This window comes from Halobacteriovorax sp. RT-1-1, assembly GCF_047085455.1.
Lineage (GTDB): Bacteria > Bdellovibrionota > Bacteriovoracia > Bacteriovoracales > Bacteriovoracaceae > Halobacteriovorax_A.
In genome coordinates this window covers 89,016-102,526 of the sequence record NZ_JBKIXZ010000002.1, presented here as the reverse complement: position 1 = coordinate 102,526, position 13,511 = coordinate 89,016, and the positions used below count along the sequence as shown (strand labels likewise).

The 13,511-nt window shown below is 36.0% G+C and carries 13 protein-coding genes and 2 pseudogenes; 11 read left to right on the top strand and 4 right to left on the bottom strand.

Annotated elements, in window-relative coordinates; all coding sequences use genetic code 11:
• The first annotated feature begins 60 nt into the window (after nucleotides 1-60).
• The 5 genes from ACMAWV_RS10785 to ACMAWV_RS10765 all read left to right on the top strand — a co-directional run bounded on the left by ACMAWV_RS10785 (nucleotide 61) and on the right by ACMAWV_RS10765 (nucleotide 2,947).
• A complete protein-coding gene (locus tag ACMAWV_RS10785; protein ID WP_412470388.1) occupies nucleotides 61-471 on the top strand; it encodes an NUDIX domain-containing protein in 411 nt (136 codons plus the stop codon).
• The gene (locus tag ACMAWV_RS10780; protein WP_412470389.1) at nucleotides 459-1,415 is read left to right on the top strand and encodes a hypothetical protein; all 957 of its coding nucleotides are present in this window, start codon (nucleotides 459-461) and stop codon (nucleotides 1,413-1,415) included. Before ACMAWV_RS10785 ends, ACMAWV_RS10780 begins: the two co-directional genes overlap by 13 nt.
• Nucleotides 1,412-2,383, top strand: coding sequence for a hypothetical protein (locus tag ACMAWV_RS10775; protein ID WP_103217664.1), 972 nt, complete (start codon nucleotides 1,412-1,414; stop codon nucleotides 2,381-2,383). The genes ACMAWV_RS10780 and ACMAWV_RS10775 overlap by 4 nt, the downstream gene beginning before the upstream one ends.
• 148 nt (nucleotides 2,384-2,531) lie before the next feature.
• A complete protein-coding gene (locus tag ACMAWV_RS10770) occupies nucleotides 2,532-2,744 on the top strand; it encodes a hypothetical protein (protein WP_103217663.1) in 213 nt (70 codons plus the stop codon).
• Nucleotides 2,745-2,752: 8 nt separating this feature from the next.
• Nucleotides 2,753-2,947: a hypothetical protein gene (locus ACMAWV_RS10765; protein ID WP_103217662.1), complete on the top strand. Its 195-nt coding sequence runs from the start codon at nucleotides 2,753-2,755 to the stop codon at nucleotides 2,945-2,947.
• Here ACMAWV_RS10765 and ACMAWV_RS10760 read toward each other — a convergent pair.
• Nucleotides 2,944-3,843, bottom strand: coding sequence for a hypothetical protein (locus tag ACMAWV_RS10760; protein ID WP_412470390.1), 900 nt, complete (start codon nucleotides 3,841-3,843; stop codon nucleotides 2,944-2,946). The two genes, ACMAWV_RS10765 and ACMAWV_RS10760, sit on opposite strands and share 4 nt — an antisense overlap.
• 155 nt (nucleotides 3,844-3,998) lie before the next feature.
• Between ACMAWV_RS10760 and trmB the strand changes: the two genes are divergently transcribed.
• The 6 genes and pseudogenes from trmB to ACMAWV_RS10740 all read left to right on the top strand — a co-directional run bounded on the left by trmB (nucleotide 3,999) and on the right by ACMAWV_RS10740 (nucleotide 11,668).
• Nucleotides 3,999-4,751: a tRNA (guanosine(46)-N7)-methyltransferase TrmB gene (gene trmB, locus ACMAWV_RS10755; RefSeq protein WP_103217660.1), complete on the top strand. Its 753-nt coding sequence runs from the start codon at nucleotides 3,999-4,001 to the stop codon at nucleotides 4,749-4,751.
• A 20-nt stretch (nucleotides 4,752-4,771) separates the two neighbouring features.
• Nucleotides 4,772-6,658, top strand: a complete 1,887-nt coding sequence (dnaG, locus tag ACMAWV_RS10750; protein WP_103217659.1) for a DNA primase — start codon at nucleotides 4,772-4,774, stop codon at nucleotides 6,656-6,658.
• Between the two features lie 19 nt (nucleotides 6,659-6,677).
• A pseudogene (locus ACMAWV_RS15640) lies at nucleotides 6,678-6,884 on the top strand (RNA polymerase sigma factor region1.1 domain-containing protein); the annotation flags it as partial.
• A gap of 75 nt (nucleotides 6,885-6,959) precedes the next feature.
• Nucleotides 6,960-7,068 (top strand): annotated as a pseudogene (locus ACMAWV_RS15635) (sigma-70 factor domain-containing protein); the annotation flags it as partial.
• On the top strand, nucleotides 7,047-8,429 hold the full coding sequence (rpoD, locus tag ACMAWV_RS10745; protein WP_412471931.1) for an RNA polymerase sigma factor RpoD: 1,383 nt from the start codon (nucleotides 7,047-7,049) through the stop codon (nucleotides 8,427-8,429). The pseudogene ACMAWV_RS15635 and the gene rpoD, both read left to right, overlap by 22 nt.
• A gap of 104 nt (nucleotides 8,430-8,533) precedes the next feature.
• Nucleotides 8,534-11,668 (top strand): DEAD/DEAH box helicase, encoded by a 3,135-nt coding sequence (locus ACMAWV_RS10740; RefSeq protein ID WP_412470392.1) that lies wholly within the window; start codon nucleotides 8,534-8,536, stop codon nucleotides 11,666-11,668.
• Here the strand turns inward: ACMAWV_RS10740 and ACMAWV_RS10735 are convergent.
• From ACMAWV_RS10735 to ACMAWV_RS10725, 3 genes are read right to left on the bottom strand one after another with little or no spacing between them, the layout of a single operon-like run.
• Nucleotides 11,665-12,405, bottom strand: a complete 741-nt coding sequence (locus ACMAWV_RS10735) for an inositol monophosphatase family protein (RefSeq protein ID WP_103217656.1) — start codon at nucleotides 12,403-12,405, stop codon at nucleotides 11,665-11,667. The two genes, ACMAWV_RS10740 and ACMAWV_RS10735, sit on opposite strands and share 4 nt — an antisense overlap.
• Before the next feature lie 21 nt (nucleotides 12,406-12,426).
• Nucleotides 12,427-13,311, bottom strand: coding sequence for a hypothetical protein (locus ACMAWV_RS10730; RefSeq protein ID WP_412470393.1), 885 nt, complete (start codon nucleotides 13,309-13,311; stop codon nucleotides 12,427-12,429).
• Between the two features lie 4 nt (nucleotides 13,312-13,315).
• Nucleotides 13,316-13,450, bottom strand: a complete 135-nt coding sequence (locus ACMAWV_RS10725) for a hypothetical protein (protein WP_255407613.1) — start codon at nucleotides 13,448-13,450, stop codon at nucleotides 13,316-13,318.
• Nucleotides 13,451-13,511 lie beyond the last annotated feature (61 nt).

The window sequence follows — 13,511 nt, the reverse complement described above, 5'->3', positions numbered from 1 at the left end:
AAATTAACCTCCAAATTTGCCCAAGGCATTGAAATTAAATTTTTTTGCTATAATAAACCTATGAATACGCGTCATAAAAAGGTTCAGGTTGTCACTGTGCACAATGATTTAAAGGCCATTCTTCTACTTGAGATGAAGGAAGATCGTGGCTTTGGTTGGCAAAATGTAACAGGATCTGTTGAGCCTGAAGAAGATATTTTTACAGCTGCCAAACGTGAGCTACTTGAAGAGACTTCAATTAGTGCTGCAGAAATAATTCAACTAGATCAAAAATTTGAATTTCATGATCGCTGGAACAAGGATGTGACGGAGTATTGCTTTCTTGCAAAAACCAATCAGAAAGAAGTCATCATTTCCCCACAAGAACATCAAGGCTACAAATGGGTTTCATTTGATCAAATAACAAAGAAGGATTTTAAGTACGAAAGTAACTTCATTGCATTTCAAAAGGCACTTGAATGTCTCGACTAATTAAATTCATCATCACTTGTCTGCTTATTCAACAAACATGTGTGGCCCAAAGCTCTTCTGACAAGCTGTTTGAAGACTTACGAAGAATTAATCTAAAAGAGGAAGCTGTTAAAACAAAGGCGAAACCACGCTTTAAATACATAAAGAATAATTTAAAGGCGAAGACTTTTCGAAGTGTTATTTTGGCAAATTCATTAATTGAGTCACTTGATGGAAAAAGTTACTATCGCATAAAAGAGAATACAATCATTAGAACTAAAGAAGTATCACCGGGTTCACGCTATTTCTTTATCCTTCCAAGTGATGGAAATGAAGATAATGTGAAGTACGTTACCTTAAGTACGAACCTAGATCATTTAGAAACAATTTTAACTTTCAACAATGAGAAATTTACTCCTTTTAAACAAGATAAATTCAAAGCAATCGAATACGATAAGAAGCAAATACATACTTATACACAGATAAGAGCAGGATTAGGGAGCTCAACACCGAACTTCTTTCTTGATAATATTTCACTATCAAGCACCACTCTTGCTTTAGAAGCTGGAGTTGAAACGTTTACAAATATCCCTGTCTTTCTTATTGCTGAATACCTAGCACAAAATAGTGGCCAAGAAGTCCAACTCACATCTTTTTCAATAGGACTACGCACAGAATATCGTTATCACATAAATGAAAAGTCGTTTATTGCCGCCGGCCTTAGTGCCCAACGATCACTCTACACTTCAGCAACAATTGATAATTCTAAAGTAGATTACACAATCGATTCATTTGGTATCAATGTAAATTACAATTATGCAAAATACTTTGTAAGCTTAGACCTTAAAATGCAAAATTATGCATTTGATTCAAGTGTCGTTTTACCAGCTGCAAACCTTACTAATGATAATTCTGCGACAGCTATTAGCTTTAATATTGGCAAGGAATTTGAGGTTTCAATATGATCAAAAAGCTAGTCTTCATTATACTTTTGACAACTTCTGTCTTTGCAACAAATGGAATCATTCGCGTCCATGAAGCCCCTGTTGTCAGCAAGCCAAATGAAGATGGCCACATCCTAATGAAATTGAGAAAAGGTACCAAAGTTTACTTGCATCCAAACTACTTGAACGAAGAGGACTACTACGTAACTCTTACGAGAGATGGAAGAAAAGCCTATATTAGAAAGGACTTTATTAAGCTGATTTTAAATAATGAATCAGAAGATCTCGGCAACACTATTTATGTTAAAAATGATCCAACTGATTATGTTATTGCAGAACCTCTTCCTGATGAATATCCATTAAAGGGGCGCCCTCTTCATCGCGCCCAATTTGATCTCATCTTTAAAAAAGGTGTCTCTTCTCGTTATGCCTACAACTCTGAAGTTCAGCAAGAAAGTACAGGTTTTGAAGGAAGCTTAAATGTGAAGTATCTAAGCCCAGCAACATTTGATGATGGGAACCGCCTCTACTACGGCTTTTTCGGAGGTGTTACGACAGGGCAAGCGGAGTATCGACTTAATGGCGATATCTTCACAACAGAGAGTAATATTCACTACTCGTTTGGGCCAGTTGTTTCATATACGTTTCACAAGAGACAGTATTTTGAAATCGAATCAATGCTACAAGTTGGACTCAATTACCAAAGACGATTTGTTAATCAAGATGATGAAACAAATGGAATTACAGAAGAGAAACTATTTAGTGGCTTATTTTTTAATGCAAGACTTTCAATAAATTTATCCCATAAAAGAATCTTCGATTCTTCCACATTTTATCTTTATCATGGCCCTGTTATCGACATTCGACTTCCATCAACACTTGAGTCAGATGGTCAATTTACAAATTCTCAATTATGGCCAGATAATAAAATCTCGACAGACCTTGAAGGAACATTTGGTTACAATGTCGGATTCACCTATCGTTACTAGCCTTTTGGCATTTCTCTAGAGACCATCGGCAAAAAATTCCGTTCATAAATAGTACTCACTTTTTTTTAAAAGAAAAAATTAAAGCGACGATAAAGTTAGTGTCATTGTTTTAGCAAGGATTGCAAAAACTATTTCAGGAGGATGATTTATGACAATTCAACACAAAGGTACAGAAGTTCTTTTTCAAAAACTAGGTAACAACTGGTTTATCTTTGCAGAAATCAACAACGAAGTAATTTATTCGACAATGCCTGATGGTATGGATCCGTATTCAACAAAACTAGAGTTATATGAAGTAATTGAGGAACACATGAAAAGAGTTTCTACAATGAAAAAAGGTGCAGCTGAAGCAGTTGCTTAGGAATTCTCATGGGTGTTAAAAAATATACTCACTTATTTAAGGGTGCTGACTCACGTGAAAACTCAGCACCTACTGCCCCTCAAGGCAATAAGAAGATGAAGCAAGAAGTTGAACAACTTCAAAAGCTCATTCAAAAGCGTTTAGAAAATCCACAAGAAGCAAAGAAAGCAGCTCGTCTTATTGAGCAAATGTTAAAAGGTTAATTTCGATTGAAGTTGGCAACAGCTTCAATTAGACCCTTTAGCTCACATTGCTTTAAAACCTGGACGACTTCTGTATTCACATTATAGATCTTACAACTCTCTCTTTCGTCCAAGACAAGGTTTTGTCCGACAAAACTTCTAGTAAAGTTATTATAGGATTGGCTTTCCATTTTTTTCATTCCTAAAATCAAAGCTCGATAGAGTCTCTTATTAGTTTTTCTCACATAGAGATAAACTGGATAACGATAATAGATAAAGTTTTTTGTATCAATGAGAAGATTCTCTTTTTGGTTGAGCACTTCAATAAATGCTTCAGAAACTCCCCTAAGAGTATAGTCTGCTCGACTATCAGTTAGTGCACCGTAGATGTCATCAAATGTCTCAACTGCAATTAGTTTAAACTTTGATTTTTCTAATATTTTATAATCGCGCCAATTCTTATTAAATGATACACGCTTTTTCTTATACTCTTCAGGGGATTTTATCGCTTCAAATTTCATGCGATCTTTATACTCATAAACCGGCAAGCGAAGTCCCATCAAGCCAGATAAGATCGGGGCCTCTATTTTTTTAAAATCTGCTAAATCCCAATTTTCAGAAGGAGAATAAATAATATCACCTTTCTTATAAGCTCCCGACTCCACACATTCTTTCTCATTTCCGCACTCAAGGCTCTTAACTTTAAAATCACCGAAGTCACTTCGAGAAAGTGTTAATATCTCCTCTAGAAAATAGCGAAAATACTGATGTCGATAATGTCCTTGAATAATACTAACTTCATGCTCCTTGTATGTGGGAGTAGGATCAATAGAAGCTGGCCCTCTGCTCATTGCATCGAAGGCATGGGCCACTTGAGAGAGATGAAAAATTAGAAAAAGTTGCAAAATAAACTTCATACTACAGTTTCCATAGCTTTTGAGTTAATTAATACTTAATTATCCCTAATATTTATTTATGAATACCTCTTCAAAACCTTGTAGAAAGGTTTTAAAGCCTTGCCTGAGCGCCTTCAATTTGATAACTAGGTGCAATAATCATTTAGGAGTATAAGTTGCCAGTAAAATCAGACGCTCAAGAAGCGACAAACGATCCATTTGCGTACAAACAAGACCAAGACAAGTCATTTGCTAAGGACTTTCAGTACAAGCACCGCAACCCTTACCATGATAAGTTAGAGGAATTTAGTGAATTTGTTCTAAGAGATGAAGAAGCTGAAGTTCACCGTGGTAATTGGAACAAAGAAGTGTTCACGCAAGATGGCGAGTTATGCCTTGAGATCGGAACTGGATACGGCCACTTTATGCTTCAATACTGTGATGCTTATAGAGACCAAAACTTTGTTGGTTTAGATTATCGTTTTAAAAGAAGCTACGCCTTAGCTAAGAAGTTAAAGTCACTTCCATATCGTAATTTTAAATACTTAAGAGCTAAGGGTGAAAGAATCGAACACCTTTTTGCAGAGAATGAATTAGATAAAGTATTCTACTTCTTCCCTGATCCATGGCCAAAGGCGCGTCATCACAAGAAGAGGCTATTTCAGCTTCCTTTCCTTGAGAGAGCATACAAAGTTATTAAGCCAGGTGGATATTTCTTTGTGAAGACTGATCACGATGGTTATGCGGAGTGGATGAAGGAAGTTATCGAGAAACAGGACCTATTTGAGCTTGAACTCGAGACAAAAGATCTATGGAACGACGCTCCAGATCACCTACTTTGCCAATTTAAAACAAAGTTTGAGAAAATATTTATCGAGCAAGGTGTAAATATTAAGGCTTTTGTTCTAAAATCCAAAAAAGCAAATTAATAAGCTAGGTTAGCACACACATGTCATTACAAAGACTGCGCGAAAAGATCGTCAATGAGATCCCGATTTCTGATTTAATCGAGCGCTATGGTGTGCACTTAGTTCGCAAGGGCAACAACCTTTATGGGGTCTGTCCATTTCACGACGACACAAATCCTTCGATGTCTGTTGTTAACGACAAGAAGATCTATAAATGCTTCTCATGTGGAGCAGGTCACAGTCACTTCGACTTCGTTATGAATCTTCAAAACCTCGAATTCATCGAGGCCATGAAAGATATCTGCGATAAGTTTGGTATCGATTTCGACTCTTATACAAATACTAAAGAAAAGTCGAAAGAGTTCATTTATGCTGAAAAAATTCTTAAAGTTGCATCAACTATCTACTTTCAGTCAGGGCGAAACCTCAAACCTGAACAGTATTTAGACTTTTTAAAGAATCGTCATTTAAGCAATGAAATTGCAGATCTCTATCAACTAGGATTTGCTCCTAAAAAAAATAGCATCTACGACTATATATGTTCCCTTCCGGCCAAAGACCGTGGAGAGATTCTACAGACGGCCCTGAAAATTGGTATCGTTAAATATAATGCCGACAACAAGTCCCATTATGATACTTTTCGTGAACGCATAATGTTTCCGATTTGGGACCATTACGGTAAAGTTATCGGCTTCACTAGCCGACGAATTCATGAATATCAACACGCTAAGTACATGAATTCTATAGAGTCGTTCATCTTTAACAAGAGAAACCTTCTCTATGGCCTCCATCTTGCAAAATCATTCATTAGAAAGCGCGATAGCGTGATTATAGTTGAAGGAAATATGGACCAAATTGCAAACTACAAGAAGGGTTTTGAAAATAGTGTCGCAATCATGGGGACGGCCCTTGGCGACAACTCTCTTCGTACGCTTAAGTCCATGACAAAGAATATTTATCTTTCGCTTGATAATGATGAAGCTGGTTTTAAGGCTTCACAGAGGGCCAATCGCCAATTTCTTGAAACAGGTATTATCCCTAAGTTTGTCGATCTAAATCCCCATAAAGATCCGGACGACTTCCTTGAAAAGGAAGGCATCATTGCCTATCAAGACAGAATTGATAACGCTGTTCCATTTATTGACTATGAATTTTCAAAATTACTACCAGATCGTAAGATTGAAATTCTGGATGAAAAGCTAGCTCTTCTAAAACAGGCATTTGATCTTGTATCTCCACTAGGTAAAGACCTGAACGCTATCGAAAGACTTGTTAGTTGGGCAAAAAAACTTAATCTTGAATCAAGTAAAGACAGTATTATCGAGAATTATGAAGATTTCTTAAAAAATGAGAAATCTCCAGCCTTTAAGCCGGCCATTGAAGAGAATCCACCAATGGAAATGGTTCCAGCTGAGTTTGACGAAGACTATATGGCAAGTTTCATCGAAAGTGATGCAAGTGTGATGCCAATAATGGATGAAGTTGAAGCTCCAATCTCAAAAACGGAGAAGACTTTACTGCTTGCTATCGTTGAACATCCGGATTGTCTTGAGTATGATGAAATGACCGATCTGCTTGATTTTATGCACTCAGATAGGGTAAAAGAATATATTTTAAATCTGAAAAATTTAATCTTTGAAATAGATGAGAGGGAATTTAAAAACTTTGCGCTTTCGAGTTCTTCCAAATTCGGCCTACATGAAATAATCGATGAGGGCATAAAGAAATACAAAGGAATCAAACTAGAAAAAGAGGGAGCGTTTAAAATTATTAAAGACCTTAAAACAAAACTTGAAAGAGTTAGTCTAGAAGAAGAAATTGGTCGCTTAGATTCTGAGAGAAGTAATATTACAACTCAAGAAGAAGAAACTAAGTTGAATGAAAAGATTTTTAAAATCCGAAGAAAGCTTCACGCTTTAAAAAAGTAAAAGACTGGAGAAACCAAACATGTCAAGTGCTGCACAATTTTTAAAATCAAAGGGTTTCGAAAAACTTATCGCTCGCGGTAAGGATCAAGACTCTCTAACTCCAGAAGAAATTAACGATGCTATTCCAGCAAGTTTAATTGCTCCTGAAGAACTTGACCTCATTATGCTAGCTATCAGCGAATCAGAGATTGAAGTAACTGATCATGAAGTTGAAGAGGAAGATGAAGGAATCAAGCTTGACGGTACAGAAATTATTGAAGAGACGCTTTCAAAAGAAGAGAGAGCTGAACTTAGAAGTGCCTCAACTGATCCTGTAAAATTATATTTAAAGAGAATGGGTTCTGTTGCCCTTCTTACAAGAGAAGGCGAAGTTGTAATTGCAAAAGAAATCGAAGAAGGTGAAAGAGAAATTATTCTTTCTTCACTTAAATCGTCTCACGCGATTGCAGAAATCATTAACCTAAAAGATCGTATCACTGAACTAGAAAACCCAACTGAGTTCGTAAGAGAGCTTGTACGTGGTCTTGATGATGAATCAACACAAAAAGACATTGATAAGGTTAAGAAAACAATCATCAATGTATGTGATGAGCTTAAAGAAATCTATGACTCTTCACTAAACGAAGATGATGGAACTCTTGATAAATTTTCAAAAACTGAAAAAACAAAAATGGACTCTATTGCAACAGAGCTTGCGGATCTTACTTTCAACAGAAAGATCATCAATAGCTTCGTTGAACCAGTTAAGAAGTACTACCTACAATTTAAAGATCTTTACGAGCAACAAGATCGTATCTTTAAATTCCTAGAAGTCGAAACAATTGAAGCTTACCGTGATCTTCATGAAAAGATTATGGAAGACGATGCATTCAAACGTGCATTCGCTAAAGAGCTTTACACAACTGATGCAAAGGTAGAGCAACTAGTTCGTAACCAAGAAGATATTCTAAGAAAACTAAGAAGACTATCACAAGAAGCTGGAATGAGCTTTGACGATATCGAGACTGTTTACAAGATTATCACTAATGGTGAAGAAAGAGCTGACCGCGCGAAGGCTCAACTAGTTGAAGCAAACTTAAGACTTGTTGTTTCTATTGCTAAGAAATATACAAACCGTGGTCTACAATTCCTTGATCTAATTCAGGAAGGTAACATCGGTCTTATGAAAGCTGTTGATAAATTTGAGTACCGTCGTGGTTATAAGTTCTCAACTTATGCAACTTGGTGGATTCGTCAGGCCATTACTCGTGCCATTGCTGACCAAGCAAGAACAATCCGTATCCCAGTTCACATGATTGAAACAATCAACAAGATGGTTAGAACTCAAAGACAACTTATCCAAGAACTTGGGCGTGAGCCAACTCCAGAAGAAATTGCTGAGAAGATGGAAATGCCTGTTGATAAGGTTAAGAAAGTTCAAAAGATCTCTAAAGAGCCAATCTCTCTTGAAACACCAATTGGTGAGGAAGAAGATTCTTCTCTAGGAGACTTCATTGAAGATAAGAAAATTATTTCACCTGCAGATGCTGTAATGAGCATTACATTATCTGAGCAAACTCGTTCAGTACTTTCAACTCTTACTCCAAGAGAAGAAAAAGTTCTAAGAATGAGATTTGGTATTGGTGAGAAATCTGACCACACTCTAGAAGAGGTTGGACAAGACTTCTTCGTAACTCGTGAACGTATTAGACAGATCGAAGCAAAAGCACTTCGCAAGCTAAGACATCCTTCTCGAGCAAAACTTCTTAAGTCATATATCGAAAATAACTAAGTAATTCAGGCCCCTATTAAGGGGCCTTATTACTTGAGCTAACTAAAACTATTACATTCCTTAATTTTGCGTTATAATAAGGCTTTTAGACATAAAAGTAATATATGACACAAGAACCTGGACTCGACCTAGCAAAAAAATATTTTTCAACTCTGGCAATTTCAAAGGCCCGAAAAGTTCTCAGCCTTGGGAAGGTCTCTCTTTCATTTAAGAAAGGAAGTCTTGATGGTTACCTAATTACAACAGGTATTATCAAAGAAGACCGTCCTTATGAGTCTAAAGTTGTTTACAAGAAAAGACTTGAGGGAACTGACGAGTCTCCACTCTCAACTTCATGTGACTGTTTAGAGTGGACAAAAGAAAAGCACTGTCACCATACAGCTGCGCTCTTTATGTACTATATTGCGACAACAAACGATCAGTCAGATACAAGTACTCACCTTCCACCAATTGGAGGATATGGTGTTTACCCTCTTGAGTATGGAACAATTCTTAGTGGACCACACGAGCTAGAAAATGCACCTCATGGCCCGACATACTCTACACTAAACTATTCTTTAACATCTAAGAAAACTATTGAATTCCCTATCCCTGAAAATCTTTCTGGGAAACTTGTTTTCAATATTGCTCCAAATAAAGAGCAACGTGTAGATTTTCAGGATGACTTAAAATCGAGTATTCGTTTTGCCTTACTCGATGATGAGGGAAAAACTCATCGAAATATTAGTATTTTTGAAAGTATATATTTATTTAATTGGGATACTGGTCATTTATATTCGCTACCAAGTGAACTAAAAGAGTTCTTTTCGACTCTAAGATCAAACTTAACATCATATAAAATCGATGATGCCTTAAATCTGGCTTATTCAGAAAGGCTAGAAAAATATATCGCATTTGAAGTTGAAGGAAACCAATTTGATATTTCAAGTATTGAGTCTCCTGACTTAAGAATTTATATAAACAACTCTCAAAGAAAGGGTTACAACAACTTCTCAATTGAATTTTTCAATAAGGAAGATAAGAGGACTAGGCCTCCACAATTTATGGCCTCTCTCACTTTTGAAGGTGGCTATCTTGATCTTTTTAGAAAGAAGATTGAAGCCTATCACTTCCTAAGAGAAGTTCAACACTACTTTGAAACAGGTGTTGATAGTTATAAAAAGTCACTATCAGGAAAATCGAAAAAGTCTTCGTGGATTCGCCTTATTTCAGAAGTTGTTAGTAAAGACTACACGCTGAGCTTTGATCACGAAAATCATAAGCTTTATAAATATGATAATAAGCTTCAACGCCTTTTATTTAAAGTTATGGTAACAGAGTTTGGAGATCACTTTTTCCGCTACTCTTACCTTTACAGAGATACTAACGAAGTTATCTTTCAGGTATCAATGTCACAAATTACCCAAGGTCTTTCTAAGTTATTTACGGTAACAAAACCTTACGGTGTTGAAATTTTCTATAATAATAATGAAATCAAAAACTGGAACTCGCGAATACGCTTTGAAAGAAAGCAAATTGGGCGCTCAGGTTGGTTTGATTTAGAACTAGAAATAAATGACGTCGACCAAGAAGTCCTCAAGAACGTCGATTTGGACAATAGTATTGCCATTACTAAAGATGGTGTCATCTTACTAAACAATGAGCAAAAAGATCTTTTAAAATTTGTACAAAAATATACAAAATTTGAAGCAAAAGAAGAGATACAAGATGGAAAATTTAAAAAATTCATCTTACCTTTTTCTCGTGCCAGAATTTTTGAATTATTTGAACTTAAGAAAATTGGTCTAGAGGGCGCGCTTACAGAAGAAGAAATTGCGCTTTGTCAAAGACTTCAAAATCTAGAAGGTATTCCAGACTACCCTATCTCTGAACATCTAGGTTCAACTCTTAGGGCATACCAAAAGACTGGTTACAATTGGCTTAAATTTCTACATGAAAATAAGCTTGGGGCCTGTCTTGCAGATGACATGGGTCTTGGTAAGACAATTCAAACAATCGCCTTTATTGAGAGTATCTACGATAAGATCGATAAAGTTTTAATTGTTTGTCCAGTTTCCCTACTACTTAACTGGGAAAATGAATTTAAAAAATTCTCGGATATCGATGTTCATATCTTCCACGGTGCAGACAGAGAATTACCTGAAGATAGTAAAGCGAAAGTAATCCTAACTTCATATGGAATCTTAAAAAGAGAACTTGAAGCTGAATTTGAAGAATCACATTATGATGTACTCGTTCTGGATGAAGTTCAGCACCTTAAAAATATGCGCTCTCTTGGAGCGTCATCTGCAAGAAAAATCAATGCAGACTTTAGAATCTGCCTAACGGGTACACCTGTTGAAAACGATCTTGCTGAATTCTTTAATATTATTGATCTTAGTATACCTGGTATCTGGGGAGATCTAAGATTCTTAAGATCTAGCTCTACTCCTAAATCAAGAGTATACGCGAGAAAAACTGCCGCCCCATTTATCCTTAGGCGTACGAAGAATCAAGTTCTCACAGACCTTCCTCCTAAAATAGAGAATAATGTTCTCCTTAGTTTTGATGAAGGCGAAGACGAGTTTTACAAAAACAAATTACAATCAATTAAAGATAATATTAATAATGCTCCTAAGAACAAGAAGTATGGAGAAATTCTCAAAGGGCTTCTTGAATTACGTCAAAGTTGCCTGTGGCAAAATCATAGCAATAAAACGACAAAGGATATTAGAAGTCTTACTTCAACAAAAGTTGACTACCTAATTGAAAGTTTAGAACAAATCGTTGAAGAAGGTCACCAAGTTATCGTCTTCTCACAATTTACGACTTATCTTGATATCATTGGTTCTGCTTTTGATGGCCAATGTTGGAAGTATTCTCGAATTGATGGTTCTCTGAATGTTAAGAAGCGACAAGCAGCAGTAGATGAATTCCAAAGTGGGAAAACAAAGCTTTTCCTTATTTCTCTAAAGGCCGGGGGTGTTGGTCTTAACTTAACAGCAGCAAGCTATGTCTTCATTATGGATCCTTGGTGGAACCCAGCTGTTGAATCTCAAGCAATCGACAGAGCTTATCGTATTGGTCAGAAAAATACTCTAAACGTATTTAGACCTATTATAAAAGGTTCAGTTGAAGAGAAAGTCTTAAAATTACAAGATATCAAACGTGAGCTATTCAAAGAACTTCTTCCTGAAGATGATGAAGAACTATTCAGCGGAAAACTCACAATGAAAGATTTTGAAGAGTTATTTAACTAAGAATTTTTTAAACGATTCACTTCTTTATGAACAGCTTCTTTTAACTCATCTCGACAGAAGATGAATGGTCCTTTTAACTTCTTTGTTGAAAGATCATCAATCTCATCTGAGTAGATTCCTCTAGAGTGACAAATAATTACTCCAGCAGCAATATCCCAAATATTCTTATCTCGAAATGAGATTACACATTCTGCTGCACCTGCTGCGAGAAGACCTAATTTAAATGCAATTGAACCTAGTGGAGTTATCCTGAAGTTATGCTTAAAATCTAATTTATTAGCACCCTTCTCCCACTCTGAACGGGAGATCATAATATTTACCGCCTCAGCATGAGCATGGCGACTTCCAAGTGGATATTTCACATCACTTGTAATCTCAAATCCAGTAAAAGGATTATAAATCCAACCAAAGTTTCGATCATCGTGAATATCAGCAGAATATAAAATAGCTAAAGATACAGCACATTCACCGTACCCCTTGGCAAATTCTCGAGTACCATCAATTGGGTCTAGAACAATGACAGGAAACTCAAAGCTCTCTTGGTCCTCTTCTGAAAAGAAATTAAAATCAAAATTTGATTCATGAAAAACCTTTTTCACTTGATCAGACACAAAAATATCAAATTCAGTTACAATACTCTTATCGGCCTTTCTTTCAATAGACATATCACCCCACACCATTGTGTCGAGTTTAGTATGAATACTGCTCTTTATTTCTTCTAATTCATTTCGATACATTCTTGGTCCTAGTGGATATGACTATCTTATGTGAAAGACGAACTCGTGCTTAAAGGTCTTTTCTTGCTCTAAATCGATTAGTCCCTCTTTCGTATAAAAGTCATTATTTGAATCTAGAGCATCAGTAACTCCAAAGGCTGGCGCAATCCTAACAAAGTTCGCACCTGGATATGTCCAAATTGATAAATATGGAATATTCCCTAGATCTATATTAACCGACTTCTCATTTAAAATATTCTTAAGAGCGATACTCTTTGACTTAATATCCTTAAATACCATTTCTCCACCTCTAAAATTTTCTTGAGTGAAGAAAACACGACAATCTTGAACAACTTTTTTATTATCCGCATCATGAAAGTTAACTAAATCATTTTCAAGAAAATACGCTCCACGCTCTTCTTGAGTTGAAAACTCAATAAAGCAATCATCATGCCCTTCTGGTCCTAAAGGAACATTGAAAGTTGGAGCAAAGCCTAAAGAGAAGAACATTTCTTTTTTATCAAGGTTTTTAATAACAAAAGAAACTGTAAGTTTTGGCCCATAAACCATATAAGTAACTTCAATACTGTAGCGAAATGGAAATATAAGCTCTGTATCGGGGCTATTCGTATGAACGAAGGTAATTCGATCTTTACGATGATTTTTGACTTCGAATTGGAAGTCTTTAAGAAAGCCATCCTTTTGCATGTGATAGTATTTTCGACCTAACCAATACTGATCATCCTTAAGTTTTCCTACAATTGGAAAAATTATTTGTGGCTTCCAAGGGTTTAGAGTTGGATGACCTTGCCATAGATATTCAACATATGATTCAAGATCAAATATTGATAATAGCCCAGCTCCCTGCTTCGTAACTGAAACTCTAATAAACTCACTTTCTAAATGGTAAATCTGATCCTGATTCATCAAATCATCCTCTAATAAATATGATAACAGTTTTTGGCCCATCGTGAAACTCATAAGCACCTGAATTTAGGCAATATATTTCATTGTGGAATAGATCACTCATTTCATTTGTGAAAAAAGTCCAAATATATTCGGCCATAGGTTAAAAATCCTTCAAGTTAGAAGCAAACATGATGCTTTCTAGCTCCCCCCATTTAACC

Excerpts from the sequence above, each read along its gene's own strand:
- ACMAWV_RS10785 (WP_412470388.1), top strand. The coding sequence starts at position 61 with ATGAATACGCGTCATAAAAAGGTTCAGGTTGTCACTGTGCACAATGAT.
- ACMAWV_RS10780 (WP_412470389.1), top strand. The coding sequence starts at position 459 with ATGTCTCGACTAATTAAATTCATCATCACTTGTCTGCTTATTCAACAA.
- ACMAWV_RS10775 (WP_103217664.1), top strand. The coding sequence starts at position 1,412 with ATGATCAAAAAGCTAGTCTTCATTATACTTTTGACAACTTCTGTCTTT.
- ACMAWV_RS10770 (WP_103217663.1), top strand. The coding sequence starts at position 2,532 with ATGACAATTCAACACAAAGGTACAGAAGTTCTTTTTCAAAAACTAGGT.
- ACMAWV_RS10765 (WP_103217662.1), top strand. The coding sequence starts at position 2,753 with ATGGGTGTTAAAAAATATACTCACTTATTTAAGGGTGCTGACTCACGT.
- ACMAWV_RS10760 (WP_412470390.1), bottom strand. The coding sequence starts at position 3,843 with ATGAAGTTTATTTTGCAACTTTTTCTAATTTTTCATCTCTCTCAAGTG.
- dnaG (WP_103217659.1), top strand. The coding sequence starts at position 4,772 with ATGTCATTACAAAGACTGCGCGAAAAGATCGTCAATGAGATCCCGATT.
- ACMAWV_RS10740 (WP_412470392.1), top strand. The coding sequence starts at position 8,534 with ATGACACAAGAACCTGGACTCGACCTAGCAAAAAAATATTTTTCAACT.
- ACMAWV_RS10735 (WP_103217656.1), bottom strand. The coding sequence starts at position 12,405 with ATGTATCGAAATGAATTAGAAGAAATAAAGAGCAGTATTCATACTAAA.
- ACMAWV_RS10730 (WP_412470393.1), bottom strand. The coding sequence starts at position 13,311 with ATGAATCAGGATCAGATTTACCATTTAGAAAGTGAGTTTATTAGAGTT.
- ACMAWV_RS10725 (WP_255407613.1), bottom strand. The coding sequence starts at position 13,450 with ATGGCCGAATATATTTGGACTTTTTTCACAAATGAAATGAGTGATCTA.